This window comes from Clostridioides sp. ES-W-0016-02, from assembly GCF_020641035.1.
Lineage (GTDB): Bacteria > Bacillota > Clostridia > Peptostreptococcales > Peptostreptococcaceae > Clostridioides.
This window is the reverse complement of sequence record NZ_CP061361.1, coordinates 1,650,616-1,673,035: the sequence shown is the minus strand read 5'-3', so window position 1 is coordinate 1,673,035 and position 22,420 is coordinate 1,650,616. Positions and strand designations below refer to the sequence as shown.

Here is a 22,420-nt window from a genome sequence, read left to right as displayed (position 1 = left end):
CTGCACTAATTTCATACAATCAAATCCAATTATTACCATATAAATTGATAAACGAGTAAATAGAAGTGTATTTTGAATAGATTAAAATCTAAATGGATAAGTATATAATCAGTGCAAATTTAGGAATAATTTACATATAGAAACAACTCTACCTTATATTCTCCTTTATTAATTTTTTTCTAGAAATAATTTTTTTCTAAGTTAATTATATATTAAGAGTCTATGAAGATGAACAATTTAAATCAGCCTTGTTGAAAATAAAAAAATTTGAAAAAGAACTATAAAATATAAAAAGTGAACTCTATATCATAGAGTTCACTATCAGTGATTAATTTAATTTAGTATTTCTAGTACTGCATTTAATACAGCATGACCATTACAAGTACCATAGTTTACCATATCTATTATAGCTACTGGAGCTTTATCTCCAACTATAGATTTTACATCATCAAACATAAATCTAAGCTGTGGCCCAAGAAGCAAAATATCAAAATTACCAAGTTCTGATTTTATATTTCCCTCTCCAACTGCCCATATTTTACAGTCTATATCTCTTTTCTTTGCATCTTTCTCCATTTTATTTACCAATAAAGTAGAAGACATACCGCCAACACACACTAATAATATCCTAATCATTAATATCTCCTTTTAATCAAATCTACATATATTTTGATTAAAAAGTATATGTAGAAAAGTTTACATTTATAACTTCCTATATTTTACTTTTAAATTATATCAAATTTTTCCAATTTTTTCACTACCTTAACTCATTTTATATTTTTAATGTCCACTTTTCTACTTCTTCAGAAATATTTTCAGATTTTAATACAGCAGATATTATAGCATATCCATCACTATTTAAGCACTTAAGTTTATCTACATTATCTAGTTTTATACCACCAATCAATACAAATGGTATATCTATCTTTTCTTTAATTTCTTTGACAGTTTCAAATGATGCGGATTTAGCATCCAGTTTGGTAGATGTTGTAAATATAGACCCTATACCTAAATAGTCTGCACCATCATTTTTTGCACAGATAGCTTCTTCTAAAGTTCTTGCTGATACACCTAGTATTTTATCTTTCCCTATAAGCTTTCTAACTTCCTTTGCATCAATGTCACTCTGTCCTACATGCACTCCATCTGCATCACAAATAATTGCTATATCTACTCTATCATTTATTATAAACTTAACACCATGTTTTCTAGTTATTTCCCTTAGCTTCATAGCCTTTTTTAAAAATTCTTTTCCAGAAGCATTTTTTTCTCTGAGTTGCACCGTTGTTATTCCAGAAACAATTGCATCTTCAATACATTTATAAAAATCTCTACCTTCTAGCATTTCAGAATCAGTCACTAAATATAACTTTAAGTCTTTTTTTAAACATTCTTTATCTATCATTTACAGCCTCCTGTTGACCATTTATTCATTTAAAAATTCAATATTAGAGTTTTTACTTATAATCTCTTCATCCATTTGATAAATAGAATTCATTAGCTTTTCTTTAAATGTACCTATTGGTGGATTATTTAAATTAGCCAGCTCCCCACTTAACGACATTGTAAGTACACCCATTGTAGCTGCTTCTAATTTATTTTTAGTCACAGCCATAAAACTTGCAATCAAACTAGCAGTCATACACCCTGTGCCTGTAATACCTTTTAATTTATCAGTTCCATTATTTATTTTATATGTATTCTTACTATCAGTTATTATATCTATTTTTCCAGTTGCTGCAACTATACATTCAAGCTTCTCAGAAACTTTTTTTATTATATCAGTAGAATCTTCTTCATCATCAAAGGAATCTACACCTTTACCCATTACATCAAAGCCACCTATAAATTTTATTTCTGCTATATTCCCTTTAACCACATCAAATTTAACTTCATTTAAAAGCTTATTTGTAAGTTCTGCTCTGGCTTTACTTGCAAAGACTCCCACTGGGTCTAAGATAACAGGTTTATTGTATTTATTTGCCGCCTTTCCAGCCAATAAAAACAAATCTAATATATTTGAATTCATAGTTCCTATATTTATAACTACAGCATTTGCTATACTTACCATTTCTTCTACTTCCTCATATGAAAAACTCATAAGAGGGCTTGCACCTATAGCTAAAGTTACATTAGCACAATCATTTATTGTTACATTATTAGTATAGTGAATTACTAATGGGTTTACTTTCTTTACTTCTTCAATTAAATTATACATATTCTACCTCCATAAAATTTTATTATTCAAACTTATAAAAATGATGTACTGGGCCTACTCCATGACCTATATCAAAACTATTTTTTATTGCTTCTGTTATATAAATTTTACTTAATTTTACTGCTTCTTTTATTTCATAACCTAATGCAAGATAAGATGTTATTGCAGAAGATAATGTACATCCTGTTCCATGTGTATTTTTTTTATCAATTCTTTCACTTTTATACACTTCAAATATATTTTTACCAACTAAAATATCCACTGCTTCTCCATCTAAATGTCCGCCTTTCATAAGAACAAATTTAGGTCCAAGCTCTAATATTTTCTTTCCTACTCTATTCATATCATCTACATTATGTATTTTTATTCCTGTAATTTCTTCTGCTTCTGGAATATTTGGTGTAATTATATATGCAAGTGGTATTAAATACTTAATTAGATTCTCCTTTGCTTCTGGTTTTAATAAATAATATCCACTTTTAGATATCATTACAGGGTCTACTATTAAATATTCTGGATTATATTTTTTTAAATTTTCAACTATTTCAAGTATAATTTCTGGGCTTGAAACCATTCCTATTTTTACTGCTCTTGGAGGTATGTCATCAAATACTGCCTCTATTTGTTTTTTTATTATACTTTGGCTTAAATCTTCTACAGCAAAAACTCCTTGAGTGTTTTGTGCCGTTATAGCTGTTATTACACTCATTCCATATGTGCCAATTGCACTAAAAGTTTTCAAATCAGCTTGGATTCCAGCTCCTCCAGATGAATCTGAACCAGCTATTGTAAGTGTTGGTATTTTATAGTTACTCATTTATACCCTCCTAAAAATTTAATTTAAATAGATTAACTAAAAAAGCTATACCTACAATAGGTATAGCTTAGAAATTCGCATATATCACAAATAATACATACTTAAGTTTTATACTAAGCTTTCCTACGCTGGCATTATCCAGTTCAGGTGTAAGGGTCGGTATTCCTCTCAGCTCTTGGCTCCCCTAGCTATTTTAATTTATTATATTTATAACTTCATTATATTACAATAGTATTTATTGTCAAGTTTTTACACTGTATACACTTATTTACAATATAATTAAATACACTTACTTCAGTTCTTTTATCTCTTCTCCAATAATATAATTTTCTTTATTGTCAATTGAATCTATAAGTATATTGGGATTTTTTATTATAGATAATTTTTTATCCCTAGTTAACTTTTTTATATAGTATTCTAATTTCATTGCATTACTTTTTGTATTTGTTACAAAATAAACCTCTAACTTTTTAAATCCCCTTGCTCTTGTATACTTTGAATTAATTCCTGACTTATGCTCATTCATTCTTCTTTCTATATTGCTAGTATATCCAGTATATAGAGAATCATCTTTGCACCTTATAATATATGTAAAATACATCTTAATTCACATCCTTAAATTAAATATATAAACATTATATTATAAAATAAAAAAAACTGCTGTAAATTTTATATATTGGTCAGCTATAACAATAACTCAAATGTAAATTCGTAAAGTAGATTCTAAAAGTATTTGACGCTAAATTTTGACATATTAATAACATATTTATTCTTCTAACAAAAAATTCACAAATATAAAAAATAAAATTTTCAAAAAAATTATAATTTTCAAAAAAATAAATTGACATATATAAAAAAATTATGATAACCTAATAAAAAGGGGGCAATGATTATGGAAAACAATTTAATTATAGCTAAAAGCAATAATATTGAATTATCACAAAAGAACTTATTTAAAGTCAATTTACAGATAGGTGTAGACTTTACACTTTTGTCAAAATCACTTAAAGCCTTTTATAAAAAAGAAGAAGATTTTTATTGCATTGCTCTTGCACCATGCAATGTATCTGATGAAAAAGCAAGCAAGAAGATAAATATTCCTGAGATGATAAAAGAAATTAATACTTTAATTGAAAGTGTAACTGATAAAAGTGAACTTTTAAGTGAAGAAATATTTACAAACAATCTATCAGAATTTTTCGACGAATCTTTAGATAACATTTATATAGAGTTAAGACAAGCATATCTATATCTTAAGAAGAATACAAACAATCTTGATATAGAAAACTCCATTGAATATGTATTCGATGTCAGTATAAGTAATAAAACAAAAATGAAAGAAAATCCACTAATTAACTTTAATTCACTTTCTTTAGTGGTATGGAGTGGTGAAACAAAAAATATTTTACATCAAATGAACATTTTAGATTTAGAAAATATTCACTCCTCTTTTTCAGAAAACGATGCAAATATGACTTTTTATCGAGATGATAGCCTCAAATATGAAGTTAACAAAAACAGTAAAAATATAAGAGAAAGTAATATAGATATAATTGAACAAATGATTATACTTCCAGATAATTCAGACTATGATAAAGATGAAGTTGAAAACATGAAAAACAGACTTTCAAACATAAATGGAAAATATCTACAAACACTTAAAGAAAAAGATATAATTATAAAATTAATAAATTCAAATTTAACTGATGAACCAGAATTTAGTGATTTAAAACACCAATTACCTCCATGCTGGGTAAGATCAGGTAAAACTTGGAAAGATGTACCTGGGGTATATAGAAACAACTCTATTGTGGCTAAAATAGGTTATAGTAACCCTAGTTATGCAAATGTTCATTCAGCTAAAAATTTGGAATTACATGAAACTGCACATGCTATAGATAAAAATGTATTAGACAAAAAATCAAATTCAGAAGAATTTATGGAAGTGTTTATTCAAGAAAGGTATAAACTTTATGACCCTAAACAAGTTGCACATGCATATATTAGTAAATTCCCAGAAGAATTTTTTGCGGAATCATTTGTGCATTATTATCTTGATGAAGACTCAAAAAATATATTGAAAGAAAATTGTCCTTTAACATATAATTTTCTTGAAGAATTAGAACTAAGCTATGAAACACATTAATACTTAATAATATATTTCTATTTAATAAAGTACTCTTTATAAAAGACTTTTTGATATTTATGTTATAATATTTCTAATGGTTATATTTTAAAATAGTTTATGTAGCCCATAATTTAAATAAATAATAAAAAGGATGAAGAGTTATGAAATTAAACAGAAACGATGCTTGTTGGTGTGGAAGTACTAAAAAATATAAAAAATGTCATATGGATATAGATAATAAAATAAATTCATTCGCTCAGCTAGGTCATATTGTACCTACTCACGACATCATAAAAAATGCAACACAAATTGAAGAAATTAAAAAAAGTGCTGTAATAAACACAAAGATTTTAGATTATATTTCGGACAAAATTAAAGTTGGAATGTCTACAGAAGATATAAATGAATTAGTCCATAACTTTACATTAGAAAATGGAGCTATTCCTGCACCACTAGATTATAATGGTTTTCCTAAAAGTGTATGTACATCAATAAACAATGAAGTTTGTCATGGTATCCCAAGTAAAGACATCCTATTAAAGGATGGAGATATTATAAATATAGATGTGTCTACTATTTTTAATGGATATTACTCAGATGCTTCAAGAATGTTTATGGTAGGAAATGTTAAAGAAAATGCAAAAAAATTGGTTCAAGTTACTAAAGAATGCATTCAAAAAGGTCTTGAAGCTGCTAAACCATGGGGATTCTTGGGTGATATAGGTAATGCTATTAATTCTTATGCAAAAGAAAATGGATATTCTGTTGTTAGAGAAATTGGTGGGCATGGAGTTGGACTAAGTTTTCATGAAGACCCATTTGTAAGTTATGTTTCTAAAAAAGGAACTGAAATGTTGTTGGTTCCTGGAATGATATTTACTATAGAACCTATGGTAAATGAAGGAACTCATGAGATTTTTGTTGATGAAGAAAATGATTGGACTATCTACACAAAAGATGGTAAATTATCTGCTCAATGGGAGTGCATGGTTTTAGTTACAGAAACAGGAATTGAAATTTTAACTCAATAAAATATAAAAGCCTATAAAGATTGAGCTTTCAATCTTCATAGGCTTTTCTTTTGTTAATGCACATCTATTGCATCAACTGGACAGCTTTCTCTAGCCTCTTTTGCTGATTCTTCAGCATCACTTGGTATTTCATCAACTATAACATGTGATTTTCCATCATCAGCCATGTCAAATACTTCTGGGCATATTGATGGACATAATCCACAACCTATACAAGTATCTTGATTAACATTTGCTTTCATAATAAAATCCTCCTAGATGTTACAAATTTAAAATTTTTGTTTACCAACGATTGGCGAACTAAAACTTTGACCTTCAGTTCTTTTTTATTATGTCCTCAAATTTGAAAATAATACCTTTTCAAAATAAATTTTATAAAATTTATTTTATAGTTGTGTTATGACTATATATAATATACATTGTCTAACTCTTCGTATTCGTAGGATACTTCTCTTTTATTCTTTTTTACAGGTTCTAGATTTCTTATTTTCACTATTTTTGCTGGTATACCAACAACTGTGGCTCCATTAGGTACATCTTTAACAACAACTGAATTTGCACCTATTTTTGAATTAGAACCGATATTTAAAGGTCCTAGTATTTTTGTTCCAGCTCCAATTAATACATCATCGCCAATAGTTGGATGTCTCTTGCCAGTATCCTTTCCTGTAGCACCCAAAGTAGCTCCTTGATATATTGTTACTCTATTTCCCACTTCAGCTGTTTCGCCAATTACAACACCCATTCCATGGTCTATCAAAATACCTTCTCCCATTTTAGCTCCAGGATGTATTTCTATACCAGTCATAAATCTGGATATCTGGGATATTAATCTAGCTGAAAAAAGCATCTTCTTCTTATAAAGAAAATGAGCTATTCTATGCATTATCATTGCATGCACTGATGGATATAGTAAAAAAACTTCTATCTTAGATCTAGCTGCTGGATCATTCTTCATTATATATTCAATATCTTTATTTATTTTTTTAAACAAAGTATTCACTCCCTCAAATAAAATTATTAAAATATTCCCATGGACATATATTTATCTACTCCATCTGGAGCTACTGTTACTATTTTTTTATTTGGATATTTTTTCGCCATTTCCATAGCTCCAAATATATTTGCTCCAGAAGATATACCTACCAAAATCCCTTCCTTTGATGCAAGTAATTTAACTGTATCAAAAGCATCTTCATCATCAACTAATATTACTTCATCAACTACACTAGAATCATAATTTTCAGGAACAAAGTTAGCTCCTATTCCTTGTATTTTATGAGGTCCAGTTTTATTTTCTGATATAGCTGGAGATTTTTTTGGCTCAAGTGCAACTACTTTTATATTTGGATTTTGCTCTTTTAAATATCTTGCAGTCCCTATTAAAGTACCACCTGTTCCAACTCCACATACAAATATATCTAAATCTCTAACATCATTCATAATTTCAACTGCTGTTGTTTTATAATGTGCATTTGGATTGTCTTTATTTTCAAATTGTTTCAAACTTTTATAGTTTGGATTTTCTCTCAATAGTTCATTTGCTTTTTCTATAGAGCCTGACATTCCAGCTTTTCCATCTGTAAGTACTAAATTTGCTCCATAAGCCTTCATTAAATCTCGTCTCTCGATACTCATAGTCTCTGGCATTACTATTACTACTTCATATCCTTTTAATCTTCCTATCATGGATAATGCAATACCAGTGTTGCCACTAGTTGCTTCTACTAGTACATCACCCTTTTTTAATTCTCCTCTTTTTTCTAATCCTTCTAGCATTTCATAAACTGCTCTATCTTTTATACTTCCTGCTGGATTTACTTTTTCTAATTTTACATATATGTTAGAACACCCGTTAGTACATCCTAAATTATTTAACCTTACTACAGGTGTGTTTCCTATCAACTCTAATGCGTTATTATATAACATACTACTTCCTCCTATATGTCCAATTCTATTATCAAATTGATAACGATAAATATATTATAGTATTATCATTTTGATAATGCAACCTTTTTTTGGATTTTATCCCTTCAATTGTTTTATTTCTAATATTAATAATATTCAAACAAAAAAAGTGAAAATCATTATCGATTTTCACTCTTCAAACTTCAAGCTTTATGCTAAGTCATACACAATACTTCACTACAAAAATTCTACGAAATACTATATAAGACCTAATATTTTTGCAACCTCTACATTAACCTTTAACACATTAACTCTATCTTCACCTAAAACTCCGAAAAGTTTTTTTGAAGTATTATCATCTACAATTTTTTGTAATTTACTCTCTGATATTCCTGATACTTTTGCTATAGCAGGTATCTGAACCTTTGCAGAAGCGGGACTTATATTAGGGTCAAGTCCTGAACCTGATGCTGTAAGCAAATCTGTTGGTATATCTTCTTTTTTTACACCTGGATTATCCTTCAAAAACTGTTCAATGTCTTTTTGAACTCTATCATGAAGCTCTGGATTAGTTGCTCCATAATTAAAAGAACCTGATGAAACACCGCCATAAACTGTATTTCCATCCTTATCTGGTATTAAATCTTCTTTTGTATAAGTATTATAGTTTACTGATGAAACTCTTCCCTTAAAAAATCTTGCATCTGTAAAACTTTGACCAATAAGCTCTGAACCAACCTTTACGCCATTTACTTCTATCATACTTCCATTAGCTTTATCTTTAAATGCAACTTGACTTACGCCTGTTAAAACAAGTGGATATACAAGTCCGCAAACAAATAACAATACAAGACTTACAAGCAATGCTGGTTTTAATGTTTTCATTTTTATATCCTCCATTTATTAACCTAAATTAAGAACCATTACTAAAGGTGTAATTAATAAATCAATTACTTTTATTCCTAAAAATGGTACTATAACCCCACCAAGACCAAAAATAAGCATATTTCTCATTAGCATAGCTTGCGATTTCATAGGTCTATATTTTACCCCTTTCATAGCAAGAGGTATTAAACATGGGATAATTATAGCATTAAATATTAAAGCTGATAATATCGCACTAAATGATGTAGAAAGCTTCATTATATTTAATATCTCCATTTGAGGTATTGCAAGGGTAAATATAGCTGGTATAATTGCAAAGTATTTTGCAATATCATTTGCTATACTGAATGTTGTTAAAGCACCACGTGTTATTAAAAGCTGTTTTCCTATTTCAACCACTTCTAATATTTTAGTTGGGTCTGAATCTAAATCTACCATGTTTGCTGCTTCCTTTGCAGATGTTGTACCACTATTCATAGCAAGACCCACATCTGCTTGAGCAAGTGCAGGAGCATCATTTGTTCCATCCCCTGTCATAGCAACTATTTTACCTTCAGATTGTTCTTTTTTTATTGCATCTATCTTATCTTCTGGTTTACATTCTGCAATAAATCCATCTACTCCAGCCTCTCTTGCAATTGTGGCTGCTGTTAAAGGATTATCTCCTGTACACATGATTGTCTTTATTCCTATCTCACGAAGTCTAGCAAATCTTTCTACAAGACCTGATTTTACTGTATCCTTTAAGTAGATAATACCGTATATCTCATTATCGACACACACTACTAGAGGTGTACCACCTAATTTTGCTACTCTATTCACACTTTCTTCTAAATCGTCTGGTACTAATCCACCAGAAGATTTTACTCGATTTATTATACTGTCATAAGCCCCTTTTCTAATAGCTGTTCCATCAGATAAATTTATACCACTCATTCTAGTTTGTGCAGAGAATTCTACAAACTCAGCTTCTTCGGCCTCTTTTGTTTTTCCTGTTGAACCTAGTTTTATCCCTAAATCAACTATAGACTTTCCTTCTGGTGTGTCATCTTTTAATGAGCACATAACAGCATAGTTTATTAAATCTTTTGAATCTGCATTTCCAACTGCTATAAATTCTGATGCAAGTCTATTTCCATAAGTAATAGTACCTGTCTTATCCAAAATCATAGTATCAACATCACCACAAGCTTCTACTGCTTTTCCTGACATTGCAATAACATTGAATCTAGTTACTCTATCCATACCTGCAATACCAATAGCTGACAATAATCCACCTATAGTAGTTGGTATTAAACACACCAAAAGTGCTATCATAGTAGAAATTGGAATCTTTACACCTGCATAATTTGCCATTGGATAAAGAGAGATTAAAACAACCATAAATATAAGTGTTAATCCCACCAATAAAGTATTTAAAGCAATTTCATTTGGTGTTTTTTGTCTTGAAGCTCCTTCTACAAGAGCTATCATTTTATCTAAGAAGGATTCTCCTGGTTTTGTTGTTATTTTTATTTTTAGCCAGTCACTTACAACTGTAGTTCCTCCTGTAACAGAAGCGAAATCTCCTCCAGATTCTCTCATAACAGGTGCAGATTCTCCAGTTATTGCTGACTCATCCACAGAAGCTATACCTTCTATTACTTCTCCATCATTTGGAATAACTTCTCCTGCATTGACTAAAACAATATCTCCCAGTTTTAGCTCGCTTGCACTTATCATTTTTTCATTTCCTAATTTATCTAAAACTCTTGCAACTGTATCTTTTCTAGTTTTCTTTAATGTATCTGCTTGTGCTTTTCCTCTACCTTCAGCTACAGCTTCAGCAAAATTTGCAAAAAGAACAGTTATAAATAGTATTATTGTTACAATCCCATTATAAGCTCTTAAGTTATTACCTTCATCTCCAAACAAACTAGGTACTATTGTAAGTATCAAAGTTACTATAAATCCAATCTCTACAACAAACATAACTGGATTTTTCATCATATATTTAGGATTTAATTTTTTAAAAGCTTCTATAATGGAAGTTTTGAAAATATCTTTTGTAATAAACTTTGTTTTTTTAGTTTCCATAAAATTTTACTCCCTCCCAATTTTTTAGTGCCATAATACTAGATGCTCTGAAATAGGTCCAAGCGCTAAGGCTGGGAAAAATGTTAAAGCACCAACAATTAAAACAACCAATACTAAAATTATTGTAAATGTGAAATTATCAGTTCTAAGTGTTCCTATGCTTTCATTTACAGAGTTCTTAGATGCTAATAAACTTGATATTGCAAGTAATATTATAATAGACACATATCTTCCAAAAAACATAACTATACCTGTTGTTATATTCCAGAACATAGTATTATCTCCTAAACCTTCAAATCCTGAGCCATTATTAGCTGCTGAAGATGCAAACTCATACAAAACCTGTGATAATCCATGGAATCCAGGATTTGAAATTCCCTCAAGACCTGCTGGTAGTGCTACTGCAAGTCCAGAGAACATAAGTATCAAAAGTGGATGTAATATAATAAGTAAAGCTATAAGCTTCATTTCTTTTCCTTCAATTTTCTTAGTTAAGAATTCTGGTGTTCTTCCTACCATTAATCCACATAAAAATACTGCTATTATAGCGTACATTAGCATATTCATAAGACCTACACCTTTACCGCCAAATACGACATTTAACATCATATTTAAAAGTGGTACTAATCCTCCTAGAGGAGTTAAAGTATCATGCATATTGTTAACTGTACCAGTTGTAAAGGAAGTCGTCACTGTCGTAAACAATGCTGATTGAGCTATACCAAATCTAACTTCTTTACCTTCCATACTTCCCATGCTTTGATTAAGTCCTAATTGTGATAAGATAGGATTTCCTGCACTTTCTGCTCTAAAACAAACCACTAAACCTATTAAAAATATGATTGACATTGCACCAAATACAACCCAACCTTGTTTTTTATTCTTTATCATATGTCCAAATGCAACAACACAAGCTCCTGGTAATATCATCATAGATAACATCTCTACTATATTTGATATTATTGTTGGATTTTCAAATGGATGTGATGAATTTGAACCAAAAAATCCTCCTCCATTTGTTCCTAAGTGTTTTATTGATTCAAGTGCTGCCACAGGACCTTTAGCTATATCTTGAAGTTTTCCTTCTATAGTAGTTATTGTTTCTGTACCAGCAAAAGTTTGTGGTACTCCTTGTGTAACTAATATAACACCAACAATTAAAGCCCCTGGTAAAAGTACTCTTGTTGTTATTCTAATTAAATCTACATAAAAGTTGCCTAATGTTTTCTTTTTGCCTACTAACCCTCTTACAAATGCCATGGCCGCTGCATATCCTGTTGCTGCTGATGTAAACATCATGTATATTATCACTGTCATTTGACTAAGATATGAAAGCCCTGTTTCACCTGAGTAATGTTGAAGATTCGTGTTTGTCATAAAACTTATTATTGTATTAAATGATAAACTTTGTTCCATACCTTTAATTCCATTAGGATTAAAAATATGCATGCTCTGAGTTCTAAGTATTACATATCCTATAAACACCATGACTGCATTTGTAACTAATAAAGCTAAAGCATATTGCTTCCAATTCATTTCTTTTTTCTTATCTATGCTACATACCTTATATATGCCATTGTCTATTTTATCAAACACTTTATCTCCAAATGTTTTTTGGTTAGTGGATATATGATATAAATATTTACCCATAGGTATTACTAAAACCATAAATATCACCAATACTATTACTATCTGTACCATAAAAATTTTCCCCCCAATTCAACTTGCTTATTACCTCTATACTATTTAGAATTTTTCAGGATTAATAAGCGCATACACCAAATATACTATCAACATTACAATTACAACTGCCAGAAACCACATAGGTAATACCTCCATACATTACATTATTTTTTTTCAGTTTGTTTCCCACACCAGCCAGCAAGCAACTTCATGGAAATAAATCCTATAGCCAGTGACACTATCATCACTATATCTAACATTTCGACTCCTCCATTTACTTTAGTTTCTTTGATACGTTTTGGTTTCATATTGCTACTTCATTTATCTTATCATTTTAGGTATAAAGATAGGGTTAAGATACATCTATTATTGATTAGTATTGCATAAATATAAAATTAGCTCTTCTCTACTTAATTTAGACATAAAAAAAGGAGGCAAGTTTGCCACCTTTCAAAAATACTGTTATTTAGTTTATATTAACATTCTGGAACTATTTCATTACTCATATCCATACTCATATCCATATCTAAATTTTTACCATGATAGTAAATAAAATCAATTACTTTACCACTAATCGTAACAGCAATTAAAGAATAAAAAATATCAAATGCGGATAGGTAAACTAATGATAACAACAATACAATAACATCTGTTGCTAGATAAACTTGCCCTATGTTCAAAGATGTAGTCTTAGAAATTACTAATGCTAAAGCATCGTCTCCTCCCGATGCACAACCTGCTTTTACTATTATCCCTACTCCTACTCCTACAGTTATACCTGCCAAAATAGTTGATAAAAGCATATTTTGTGATTGTGGTACAAGAGGTCCTATAGCTTCAAATAAATCATATAATACTGAAAAACTTATAGAAGCTACTATTGAATATATTAGGAATTTTTTACCGAAAAATTTATATCCTACTAAAAGTAGTAAACCATCAATTACAATATTTGCTATTGCTGGTTGTATGTTGAATAAATTTTTTAACAGTAGTAAAATACCTAACACTCCACCTTCTGTTATGTTGTTTAGATAGTAAAAATTATAAACTCCAAATGCTAATATTGCTGAACCTAATAATATAAGTCCAATTCTTTCTAAAAATAACCGCCTGGCCATACATATCCCTTCCTTTTTCTTAATTTATATATATTATATACAAAAGAATTGGCTTTGTATACCACACTTTTTAAAACTTTAATTATACAAAATTTTTTTATTTTTTTCAATAGTTTTTTTATGTTTTTTTATGTTTTTTTAATAATTCTTTTGAACCTTAGTATTTTCAATCCTTTAAATGTTTTCTCATTTTACATAAGTTTATATTAATTTGACTTATAATTTAGTATAAATAAGTCTTTGTTTATATTAATTTTTTATTTGTTTAGAAATACTATCCAATAACTTATTACTAGGTTGGATTTAAAGAGAGAGTTACTTTAGAAACTATATAAAGTAACTCTCTCAATTTTAATGTATGTAATATCTTACCATTCACCCTTAAATTCTGAAATATTATCCTTGTTGACTTCAACTTGTTTAATTTGTGTAACAGGTTCAACTTTTTCGCCTTTAAGGAAATTAGATGCCTTTTCTATGACTAATGCACCTTCTTCAACAGCAGACATATAAGTTGTACCATCTATTAACCCATCAGTTACAGCTTTTAATCCGTCTTTACTTCCACCTAAACCTATAACTTTAACTTTATCTTTAAGACCAGCATCTTTTAAAGCTTGTCCTGCTCCTGTAGCAGAGTTATCATCTTGACATATTATAACATTAAAATCAGTTTTCTTTTGAATTAAATCTTCTGTTACCTTTAAGGCTTGCTCTTTCTCCCAATTTGAAGTTTGGTTATAAACTATTTGTATGTTACTATCTTTTAATTCTTTTTCAAGACCTTTTTTTCTTAATACTTGTGGAGTAGTTCCTGGAACACCTTCTATTAATACAGCTTTTCCACCAGCTTCTCCTAATAAGTTTTTAGCAATTTTACCTGTTAATGCTCCTGTTTCTTCCTCATTTTGCCCTATATAGGTAACTAAGCCTTTAAATTCTCCAGTTGAGTTACTTCCTATAGAATTTGTAAATGCTATTATAGGAACTTCTGAATCATTAGCAGCCTTAACTATTCTCTCGCTTACAGCAGAATCAACTCCACATAATGCAATCATATCTACTCCTTTAGCCATAAAATCTTCAGCTTGTGATAATTGTTTACTAGCATCCCATTGAGCATCTGCATATTCTACATTTACACCTAATTCTTTAGATTTTGCATCTATACCTTGTTTAGTTGCTACAAAATAACCTGTTGAACCTGGCAACAATACGGCTATCTTTTTTTCTCCATCTTTTCCTTTTCCACTATCATTTGAGCATCCAACTAAACTGAATATCATAGCAAGTGATAGTAATAATGCTAAATGTTTCATTAATTTTCTCATAAAAAATTTCCCCCTCTTATTTTTTATCTTGAAGCAAGCTTTTTCTTGCTATAAGAATCAAATCCAACTGCTGCTAAAATTATTAAACCTTTAAATATGTATTGGAAATATACATCTATTCCAAGAAGATTAAAACTGTTGTTTATAACACTCATAAGTAACACACCTATAACAGTTTTAAGTACAGAGCCAGAGCCTCCTGCTACTGATGTCCCTCCGATTACAACAGATGCAATAGCATCCATATCATAGCCTTCACCTGCAATCGCAGTTGCCGTTCCAAGTCTTCCAGTTAGTACAATCCCAGCTATTCCTGCAAGTACAGCATTAATAATAAATACTTTTATTTTATGGGAATCCACATTTATACCATTGAGTTTACTTGCTTCTTGATTACCTCCTACAGAATAAACATATCTACCAAACTTAGTTTTATTTAGTACAATAAATGCAACTAGTACTACTATAAAGAAAATTACTACTGGTATTGGTATATTAAATAAATATCCATTTCCAATATAATCGAGTATTGGTATATTTTCAGTAATTGGATATCCTCCTGTAAGCATCAAAAGCAATCCTCTTACAATAGTAACCATAGCCATAGTAGCTATTAGCGATGGTACATTTATCTTTGCAACTACTATCCCATTTATTAGTCCTATTACTGCACAAATTGCTATACCTAAAAGCATAGATACAAATAAATTGGTTCCACCAGTCGCAAATTTCATCGTTATAGCACCTGCAAGAGCTGCTACTGCCCCAACTGATATATCAAAGTTTCCAGATATTATAACAAAAGTCATACCTGCCGAAATTATTCCAATTATAGAAGATTGTCGCAAAAGATTAAGTATATTTTGTTTACCTAAAAATGATGGAGTTGCAACACTTATCGCTATACATAAAGCCAAAAAACCTAGTAATACTCCATAATCTCTTAAATTCAATTTCTCAAAAGCTTTTTTCATCTCAGTCCTCCATTTTCATTTCTTTTATACATTAAATATACTGTTCATTATATCTTGAACTTTTATATTCTCATTTTTTAAATCATCTACAATAGAACCTTCTCTTGTCACTAAAATTCTATCACTTACTCTTATTACTTCTTCCAAATCAGAAGATATAAAGATTACTCCTATCCCTTTACTTGAAAATTCTTTTATTGTATTAAAAATATCTTCTTTTGCAGCAATATCTATTCCCTTTGTTGGTTCGTCATATATTATTAAATCTAAGTCTTTGTCTAACCATTTAGAGACTACTACTTTTTGTTGATTTCCACCACTAAGTTCTTTTACTTCTTGTTTTACATCACTAACTTTTATTCCTAGTTCCTTGACACCCTTTTTAGAAAACTCAATTTCTCTATTTTTATCTATAAACAAGAATTTCTTAAATTTATCAATTTGTACTGATGCCGAATTAGTATATATAGCTTGTTCCAAAATTAGCCCAAGATTTTTTCTATCTTCAGGGATTAACCCTATTTTATTTTTTATAGCAACTTTAGGAGAAGTTATATCTACATTTTTACCATTAATAAATATATCTCCACTATCTTTATTATCTATCCCAAATATTAAATTTATAATTTCAGTTCTTCTTGAACCCACAAGACCTGCAAGACCTACAACTTCACCTCTATAAACTTTAAATGAAACATTTTTTATTTTATTAGACCAACTTACATTCTTAACATCTAATACAGGAGCTTCTTCATATTTTGCAAATGTATAATCCTTCTTCTCAATAAGTTTGTGATTATCATTTCCTGTCATAAGTTGAGTTATTTTTAATTTAGTTAAATCTTTTACATCATAAGTTCCAATCATAGTTCCATTTTTCATTATACTTGCACTATCACATATTTTAAAAACTTCCTCTAGTATATGAGAAATGTAAACTATAGTCTTACCTTTAGATTTCAATCTGTTTATTATTTTAAATAATCCTTCTTTTTCATTATTAGTAAGTGATGTTGTAGGTTCATCCATTATGATGATTTCAGAATTACATGAAACTGCTTTCATTATCTCAACCATTTGTTGATTTGCTACACTCAAATTAGACACTACTACATGTGGGTCTATATTAAAGTCAAAATCTTCACAAATTTTCATGTATTCTTCTAGCATATCTTTCTTATTTAAAAACACAATTCCTTTTAAAGTCTCTCTACCTAAAAAAATATTTTCAATAACTGTAAGAGTTGGTATTAAACTTAATTCTTGATAAATTATACTAATACCATTTTCTTTAGAATGATGTGGGTTTTTAAACATTATTTCATTGCCAGCTAAAATCACTTTACCTTTAGTTTGAGAATGGACTCCTCCTAGAATCTTAATAAGTGTAGATTTTCCTGCTCCATTAGCTCCTAAAAGGGCTCTTACTTCTCCTTTTTCTAGTTCAAAATCTATACCATTTAAAACGTCTACCTTTCCAAAACTTTTGTATATTTGTTGCATTTTTAGTATCTTACTCACTATATCACCTCACTAATTCCTAAACCAATTTATAACTTCATCAATATTTTCTTTTGGTGCTGATAACAAATCCCAAGATAGTACATACCCTTTTACTGTTGTCTTATTTATGTTTGAAATATTTTCACTTATATATTTAGGTGTAACAGGAGCTATAATTTCTTTTTTATTTATTTCAATACCTACATATATATCTTTGATAAGATTTTTTGTTATAAAATCGATTTCCTCTAGCACAAATTTTATAGGATATATATCTCCTTCATACTCTCTAATTCCTAAAATATCTAATAAATTTCTTTTTGCAATCTCTTTATTTTCATGTACTGATTCATCAATTAATCTTTCAAATTCAAATGGCAAACCTGCTGGAGCTTTAGTAATTCTATACATCATTGGTTTTATAAAATCTGCTACTTCTTGTAATTTTTCTAAATCTTGACCTACAAAGTAAGAGATAAAAGGGGAAAAAGTGTCTATCCCTATTTTCAATCCTTTACTTTTAAAATAACTACTTATATCCACTAGTGCGTTATATATATTTTGACTTTTCATTTCAAAAAAATCTTCCCATATTTTATTTTTAAATTTGTATTTTCCATTAATGTATTCTGTTATACCAAATGGAGTATCTTCACTAACTATAACTTCATTAGATACATTATCCATTTCTATCATTAATGACCTTTTATCAATATTATTTTTTTCATATATATCTAAACAATCTTTACAAAAACAATTAAAAACACCATTTAATTTATTAGAAAAAGAGCCATACCTTATCTTATCTAAAAAAATTCCATCAAACTCAATTTCACTAAAATAAGTACTATATATTTTCTTTATGTTTTCTATATTTCCCTTATTATTTGGACAATAAAATTCAAAGTTTTCATCTTCTTGTAATGCATATCCTTTAACTTCTTTTCCAGTATAATCAACTAATAGATTACTTTTTTCAAGTAATCCTACTTCCGAAAAGCATGGGAACCAAAGATATAATTCAACATTATATTTTTTTAATAGTTTTTTAGTCTTTACATATAGTTCTTTGTCTACACTCCAACCCATAATGACCTTTTCTACATCAATACATTCCATTAATTCTAATAGCTTACATTTTATATCATTAAATTTTATTTCTTTATTTTTGAATCCACCTGTAAAGATTTGTACAACTATTTTTTTCCTATCCATGTTTGACCCTCCTATTAGCTAACGCCATAGCAAGTCTTATCCCTCCATATACTGGCTGATTTTCTTGAAGTATAAATTTTAACTTTTTATCTGTATTTTCTTCCCTTAAGTTGTCCATTAACATTTGAGCATATATAGTTTTGTTTAATGTACCACCAGATAAAACTATATCTATTTCACTTTTATTGTTTTTCATTGAATTAAATATTTTACTTAATATTACTTGAGCTAATTTGGACAGTTCAATCGATGACTCTCTCAGTATTTCAATAGCTAATTTATCACCTCGTTTAGCACAATCAATCACTAATGAAGCTAAGTTTGCTATTTCAACATTGTTATTTATTTCAGTAATCATATATGTAAGTTTCTTAAAGCTATCTGCATTAAAGAAATCTAAAACACAATCAAATAAATCACTATATTCATGGCACTCATCACAATAAAGTAAAACTTTCTTTAGTACTTTTCTTCCTATATCATATCCAGAACCCAAATCGCTAAAATTATATCCCCATCCACCAACTCTATATATGTCTCCATCTTCCCTAATTCCTAATACAATTGAACCTGTACCAGCTACAATTACTAAGCCAGGAGCATCAGTTTGCGCATAAAAGGCTAAAACTGCATCATTTACTAAATATATTTTTTCTTTGTTAAACCCAACTTTTAATATTTCATCCATTATAATATTATAATCATTTGGAGAATCACATCCAGATATACCAAATACAGTGTACTCAATATCGTTATAGTCAATATGTAAATCTTTTAATATTTTCTCAAATCCATTATTAATATTTTCATATGTTTTTTGAACTCCAACTGACTTATAATTAGTTGAACCAGTAGTATGTTCTTTAAGTATATTTCCATCTAAATCACTTACACAAAATTTTGTTTTTGTTCCCCCTCCATCTATTGAAATCAAATATTTCACATTAATATCCTCCTTTTTTATTAGATAGGGAATATTGGTAGTCAGTTTCTTTTAAACACATACTAATTACCCCATTTATACTTCCCTCTCTCAATGACTCCACTTTTATTAGTCTAGGGAAATTTTCTCCTCCAACACTTTTATTTACATCTTCTTCTATAAATTCCATGTCACTTTTAGTTAATATATTGCATTGTATAATCATAGCTTCTGGATTTAAAACACAAACAAGAGTCCTTACAAAATTTGATATTATAGATAAAATTTCTTTCTTAAATTTATTATCTTTGCTCTTTAAATATCTTTTTCTTAAACTCATAATGTAATCTTCAATATTTAAGTTATCATAGTTATACTTGCTAAACTCTATATTTAGATAGCTTAGTTCACCAGCAAAATTTGTAGAACCTAGATATAATTCACCATTTATAACTATACCTGAGCCAATACCATCATCTAAATACATAAGTGCCATATTTTTATATTCGTCTTTGTACTGTTTTTGATAAATTCCAATAGTGGTAATATTTGTATCATTTTCTATAAATACTTTAGTGTTATATTTACTCTTTATTAAATTTTCTAAATCTATACCTTCCCAACTTTTTATTGTTGGAATGTTTTTGACTACACCTTTTTTTACAACTCCTGGAACACCAATTCCAATCGCTCTTATATTGTTTCCCCTTACTTTTTCAATCAAAGTATCTATAACAAAAAAAGTATCCTGGTTAACGTTTTCATATGTATCCATTCTTATATTGAACTCTTCTTGATAAGTTATTTCACCTAATAAATTTGCAACTACTCCTATACAGCTGTTTCTATAATAATACAAGGCTATTATATGTTCTAAGTCTGCATTTATTTCAAATAGTTGAGCTCTTCTTCCTCCAGTAGATTCATTTAATCCACTTACTTTCACTTCATTTTTCAAAGCTAATTGTTCTACAATTTTATTAACTGTTGCTAAACTCAATTCAGTAATGCTTGAAATTTCTGGCTTTGTTATAGGTCCATCATTTTTTATAATATTTTTTATTAAGTCTTCATTTACTTTTTTTATCGTTTGTGGCTTTCCAACTATATTTTTCATAAACAACACCTTACTTTATAAACTTTATTTATTAAGTTTAGTATAATAGTTACAGGTTAAATTTGTCAATATTATTCCAATAAAAAAGAAATAAATTTAAAATAGGTTATTTCTAAATTTATTTCTTTTAAATTCTCAACTATAATATAAATAATTGTTTCTAAAATTTTATTTTTTATTGCAGTATACATTTTTATAACAATTAAAACTCTCTTTATCTACTTCTTAAATCTAACTTCTGCTGCCTTTGCATGTGCATATAATCCCTCTTCTTTTGCTAGCTTCTCTGCAACAGGGGCTAACACTTTTATAGCTTTTTCATTTAATATTTGCTTTGTACAAGTTTTTATAAAAGTACCAACCCAAACACCACCAGTATATCTTGATGCTTTTAATGTTGGTAGTGTATGATTTGTACCTGAAACATAATCACCAAATACCTCAGCAGATAAGTTTCCAATAAACAATGAGCCATAGTTAGTTAATTTATCACAAATTTCTTCATATTTATTTACTGCTATTTCTAAGTGTTCTGGTGCATAAAAATTACTTATTTTTATTGCTTCATCTATATCATCAACCAGTATTATTTCACCATTATTTTTCCATGAATTATATGCAATATCTTTTGTTGGTAAATCTTCTAACATGATTTTCATATTTTTTTCAACCTCTTGTGCTATTTCTAAACTATCAGTTAATAATATACCTCTTGCATTTAAATCATGCTCACATTGTGCCAACAAGTCAGCTGCAATATAGACTGGATTTGAAGTTTCATCAGCTATTATAAGAACTTCACTTGGACCAGCTACAAAATCAATTCCGACTTGCCCATAACATTGTCTTTTAGCTTCTGTTACAAACTTATTTCCTGGTCCTACAATTATATCAACAGGTTTAACCTTTTCTGTACCATATGTAAATGCTGCTATAGCTTGAACTCCTCCAGTTGCATATATTTCATCAGCTCCTGCTATATCCATAGCTACTAATGTTTTAGGATTTATATTTTTAGTGTTTTTCATAGTTGGTGAACATGCCACTATTCTTTTTACTCCTGCAATTTTTGCAGGTATTATAAGCATAAGAGCTGTTGAAAATAAAGGATATTGTCCACCTGGAACATATGCAAGGCATGACTCTATAGGAATATTAGTTTGACCTAAAATAACGCCTGGATAGATTTCCTTTTCAAAAGAATTTTCGAAACTAGCCTTTTGGGCTTTTGCAAATTCGCTTATATTTTTAGCAGCAATTTTCAAATTGTTTATAAACTCCTCATCTACATGTTTATAGGCTTCTTTTATTTCTTCTTCAGTAACTCTGAATTCATCTCTTGTGTTTTTATCAAACATTTCATTATATTTTTTCAACGCAGTCTCTTTATTATTTCTTATATCTTCTATTATAGAACTTACTTGTTCTCTTAGTATTTTTTCATCTACCTTTTCTTTTATATTTGATTTTTTTATAATCTTCATCTTTTCC

The 22,420-nt window shown here is 29.0% G+C and carries 23 protein-coding genes and 1 riboswitch; of the genes, 2 read left to right on the top strand and 21 right to left on the bottom strand.

The window, feature by feature from the left end; genetic code table 11:
* Nucleotides 1–333: 333 nt before the first annotated feature.
* The 5 genes from IC758_RS08085 to IC758_RS08065 all read right to left on the bottom strand — a co-directional run bounded on the left by IC758_RS08085 (nt 334) and on the right by IC758_RS08065 (nt 3,636).
* Nucleotides 334–636 (bottom strand): PTS sugar transporter subunit IIB, encoded by a 303-nt coding sequence (locus IC758_RS08085; protein ID WP_227433038.1) that lies wholly within the window; start codon nt 634–636, stop codon nt 334–336.
* A gap of 136 nt (nt 637–772) precedes the next feature.
* Nucleotides 773–1,405 (bottom strand): thiamine phosphate synthase, encoded by a 633-nt coding sequence (thiE, locus tag IC758_RS08080; RefSeq protein ID WP_227831105.1) that lies wholly within the window; start codon nt 1,403–1,405, stop codon nt 773–775.
* A 21-nt stretch (nt 1,406–1,426) separates the two neighbouring features.
* Entirely contained in the window at nt 1,427–2,218 is a 792-nt protein-coding gene (gene thiM, locus IC758_RS08075; RefSeq protein WP_227433036.1) for a hydroxyethylthiazole kinase, read from the bottom strand.
* A gap of 22 nt (nt 2,219–2,240) precedes the next feature.
* On the bottom strand, nt 2,241–3,035 hold the full coding sequence (thiD, locus tag IC758_RS08070; RefSeq protein ID WP_227834565.1) for a bifunctional hydroxymethylpyrimidine kinase/phosphomethylpyrimidine kinase: 795 nt from the start codon (nt 3,033–3,035) through the stop codon (nt 2,241–2,243).
* 103 nt (nt 3,036–3,138) lie between these two features.
* Nucleotides 3,139–3,231, bottom strand: a riboswitch (TPP riboswitch).
* A 93-nt stretch (nt 3,232–3,324) separates the two neighbouring features.
* A complete protein-coding gene (locus IC758_RS08065) occupies nt 3,325–3,636 on the bottom strand; it encodes a GIY-YIG nuclease family protein (protein ID WP_227433034.1) in 312 nt (103 codons plus the stop codon).
* Nucleotides 3,637–3,927: 291 nt separating this feature from the next.
* Between IC758_RS08065 and IC758_RS08060 the strand changes: the two genes are divergently transcribed.
* Complete coding sequence (locus IC758_RS08060; protein WP_227482387.1) at nt 3,928–5,181, top strand: anthrax toxin lethal factor-related metalloendopeptidase; 1,254 nt, start codon at nt 3,928–3,930, stop codon at nt 5,179–5,181.
* Nucleotides 5,182–5,324: 143 nt separating this feature from the next.
* Nucleotides 5,325–6,194, top strand: a complete 870-nt coding sequence (locus IC758_RS08055; protein ID WP_227851091.1) for a methionyl aminopeptidase — start codon at nt 5,325–5,327, stop codon at nt 6,192–6,194.
* 53 nt (nt 6,195–6,247) lie between these two features.
* On the opposite strand, the gene IC758_RS08050 is transcribed toward IC758_RS08055, so the two are convergent.
* From IC758_RS08050 to hisD, 16 genes are all read right to left on the bottom strand, one after another.
* Nucleotides 6,248–6,436 carry a ferredoxin gene (locus tag IC758_RS08050; protein WP_227433029.1) on the bottom strand — a complete coding sequence of 63 codons (189 nt, stop codon included), beginning with the start codon at nt 6,434–6,436 and terminating at the stop codon, nt 6,248–6,250.
* Nucleotides 6,437–6,597: 161 nt separating this feature from the next.
* Nucleotides 6,598–7,188, bottom strand: coding sequence for a serine O-acetyltransferase EpsC (gene epsC, locus IC758_RS08045; protein WP_227860868.1), 591 nt, complete (start codon nt 7,186–7,188; stop codon nt 6,598–6,600).
* Between the two features lie 26 nt (nt 7,189–7,214).
* Nucleotides 7,215–8,123, bottom strand: coding sequence for a cysteine synthase A (gene cysK, locus IC758_RS08040; protein ID WP_227433021.1), 909 nt, complete (start codon nt 8,121–8,123; stop codon nt 7,215–7,217).
* Between the two features lie 237 nt (nt 8,124–8,360).
* The gene (locus IC758_RS08035; protein WP_227433020.1) at nt 8,361–8,987 is read right to left on the bottom strand and encodes a K(+)-transporting ATPase subunit C; all 627 of its coding nucleotides are present in this window, start codon (nt 8,985–8,987) and stop codon (nt 8,361–8,363) included.
* A gap of 18 nt (nt 8,988–9,005) precedes the next feature.
* Nucleotides 9,006–11,063 carry a potassium-transporting ATPase subunit KdpB gene (gene kdpB, locus IC758_RS08030; RefSeq protein WP_227860867.1) on the bottom strand — a complete coding sequence of 686 codons (2,058 nt, stop codon included), beginning with the start codon at nt 11,061–11,063 and terminating at the stop codon, nt 9,006–9,008.
* A gap of 24 nt (nt 11,064–11,087) precedes the next feature.
* Nucleotides 11,088–12,764: a potassium-transporting ATPase subunit KdpA gene (gene kdpA / locus IC758_RS08025; protein WP_285894830.1), complete on the bottom strand. Its 1,677-nt coding sequence runs from the start codon at nt 12,762–12,764 to the stop codon at nt 11,088–11,090.
* Nucleotides 12,765–12,809: 45 nt separating this feature from the next.
* Nucleotides 12,810–12,860: a K(+)-transporting ATPase subunit F gene (gene kdpF / locus IC758_RS21210; RefSeq protein WP_413927710.1), complete on the bottom strand. Its 51-nt coding sequence runs from the start codon at nt 12,858–12,860 to the stop codon at nt 12,810–12,812.
* A gap of 50 nt (nt 12,861–12,910) precedes the next feature.
* Complete coding sequence (locus tag IC758_RS08015; protein ID WP_227823772.1) at nt 12,911–13,054, bottom strand: hypothetical protein; 144 nt, start codon at nt 13,052–13,054, stop codon at nt 12,911–12,913.
* 168 nt (nt 13,055–13,222) lie between these two features.
* Nucleotides 13,223–13,867 carry a YitT family protein gene (locus tag IC758_RS08010; protein WP_227823771.1) on the bottom strand — a complete coding sequence of 215 codons (645 nt, stop codon included), beginning with the start codon at nt 13,865–13,867 and terminating at the stop codon, nt 13,223–13,225.
* A gap of 368 nt (nt 13,868–14,235) precedes the next feature.
* Nucleotides 14,236–15,198 (bottom strand): sugar ABC transporter substrate-binding protein, encoded by a 963-nt coding sequence (locus tag IC758_RS08005; protein WP_227845867.1) that lies wholly within the window; start codon nt 15,196–15,198, stop codon nt 14,236–14,238.
* A 23-nt stretch (nt 15,199–15,221) separates the two neighbouring features.
* Complete coding sequence (locus IC758_RS08000; protein ID WP_227433013.1) at nt 15,222–16,172, bottom strand: ABC transporter permease; 951 nt, start codon at nt 16,170–16,172, stop codon at nt 15,222–15,224.
* A gap of 24 nt (nt 16,173–16,196) precedes the next feature.
* The gene (locus IC758_RS07995) at nt 16,197–17,693 is read right to left on the bottom strand and encodes a sugar ABC transporter ATP-binding protein (RefSeq protein ID WP_227482377.1); all 1,497 of its coding nucleotides are present in this window, start codon (nt 17,691–17,693) and stop codon (nt 16,197–16,199) included.
* Nucleotides 17,694–17,705: 12 nt separating this feature from the next.
* A complete protein-coding gene (locus IC758_RS07990) occupies nt 17,706–18,890 on the bottom strand; it encodes a hypothetical protein (RefSeq protein ID WP_227823769.1) in 1,185 nt (394 codons plus the stop codon).
* Nucleotides 18,883–19,833 (bottom strand): N-acetylglucosamine kinase, encoded by a 951-nt coding sequence (locus tag IC758_RS07985; protein WP_227823768.1) that lies wholly within the window; start codon nt 19,831–19,833, stop codon nt 18,883–18,885. Before IC758_RS07985 ends, IC758_RS07990 begins: the two co-directional genes overlap by 8 nt.
* A 1-nt stretch (nt 19,834) precedes the next feature.
* Nucleotides 19,835–20,929, bottom strand: a complete 1,095-nt coding sequence (locus IC758_RS07980) for an ROK family protein (RefSeq protein ID WP_227433006.1) — start codon at nt 20,927–20,929, stop codon at nt 19,835–19,837.
* A 218-nt stretch (nt 20,930–21,147) separates the two neighbouring features.
* Nucleotides 21,148–22,413 carry a histidinol dehydrogenase gene (gene hisD, locus IC758_RS07975; RefSeq protein ID WP_227823766.1) on the bottom strand — a complete coding sequence of 422 codons (1,266 nt, stop codon included), beginning with the start codon at nt 22,411–22,413 and terminating at the stop codon, nt 21,148–21,150.
* Nucleotides 22,414–22,420 lie beyond the last annotated feature (7 nt).

What these genes read in the sequence shown, in the direction of transcription:
- IC758_RS08010 (WP_227823771.1), bottom strand. Translation starts at nt 13,867, where the DNA reads ATGGCCAGGCGGTTATTTTTAGAAAGAATTGGACTTATATTATTAGGT.
- IC758_RS08005 (WP_227845867.1), bottom strand. Translation starts at nt 15,198, where the DNA reads ATGAGAAAATTAATGAAACATTTAGCATTATTACTATCACTTGCTATG.
- IC758_RS08060 (WP_227482387.1), top strand. Translation starts at nt 3,928, where the DNA reads ATGGAAAACAATTTAATTATAGCTAAAAGCAATAATATTGAATTATCA.
- IC758_RS07990 (WP_227823769.1), bottom strand. Translation starts at nt 18,890, where the DNA reads ATGGATAGGAAAAAAATAGTTGTACAAATCTTTACAGGTGGATTCAAA.
- IC758_RS08065 (WP_227433034.1), bottom strand. Translation starts at nt 3,636, where the DNA reads ATGTATTTTACATATATTATAAGGTGCAAAGATGATTCTCTATATACT.
- IC758_RS07980 (WP_227433006.1), bottom strand. Translation starts at nt 20,929, where the DNA reads ATGAAAAATATAGTTGGAAAGCCACAAACGATAAAAAAAGTAAATGAA.
- IC758_RS08085 (WP_227433038.1), bottom strand. Translation starts at nt 636, where the DNA reads ATGATTAGGATATTATTAGTGTGTGTTGGCGGTATGTCTTCTACTTTA.
- IC758_RS08000 (WP_227433013.1), bottom strand. Translation starts at nt 16,172, where the DNA reads ATGAAAAAAGCTTTTGAGAAATTGAATTTAAGAGATTATGGAGTATTA.
- IC758_RS08035 (WP_227433020.1), bottom strand. Translation starts at nt 8,987, where the DNA reads ATGAAAACATTAAAACCAGCATTGCTTGTAAGTCTTGTATTGTTATTT.
- thiD (WP_227834565.1), bottom strand. Translation starts at nt 3,035, where the DNA reads ATGAGTAACTATAAAATACCAACACTTACAATAGCTGGTTCAGATTCA.
- kdpA (WP_285894830.1), bottom strand. Translation starts at nt 12,764, where the DNA reads ATGGTACAGATAGTAATAGTATTGGTGATATTTATGGTTTTAGTAATA.
- IC758_RS08015 (WP_227823772.1), bottom strand. Translation starts at nt 13,054, where the DNA reads ATGAAACCAAAACGTATCAAAGAAACTAAAGTAAATGGAGGAGTCGAA.
- thiM (WP_227433036.1), bottom strand. Translation starts at nt 2,218, where the DNA reads ATGTATAATTTAATTGAAGAAGTAAAGAAAGTAAACCCATTAGTAATT.
- kdpB (WP_227860867.1), bottom strand. Translation starts at nt 11,063, where the DNA reads ATGGAAACTAAAAAAACAAAGTTTATTACAAAAGATATTTTCAAAACT.
- IC758_RS08055 (WP_227851091.1), top strand. Translation starts at nt 5,325, where the DNA reads ATGAAATTAAACAGAAACGATGCTTGTTGGTGTGGAAGTACTAAAAAA.
- cysK (WP_227433021.1), bottom strand. Translation starts at nt 8,123, where the DNA reads ATGTTATATAATAACGCATTAGAGTTGATAGGAAACACACCTGTAGTA.
- IC758_RS08050 (WP_227433029.1), bottom strand. Translation starts at nt 6,436, where the DNA reads ATGAAAGCAAATGTTAATCAAGATACTTGTATAGGTTGTGGATTATGT.
- thiE (WP_227831105.1), bottom strand. Translation starts at nt 1,405, where the DNA reads ATGATAGATAAAGAATGTTTAAAAAAAGACTTAAAGTTATATTTAGTG.
- hisD (WP_227823766.1), bottom strand. Translation starts at nt 22,413, where the DNA reads ATGAAGATTATAAAAAAATCAAATATAAAAGAAAAGGTAGATGAAAAA.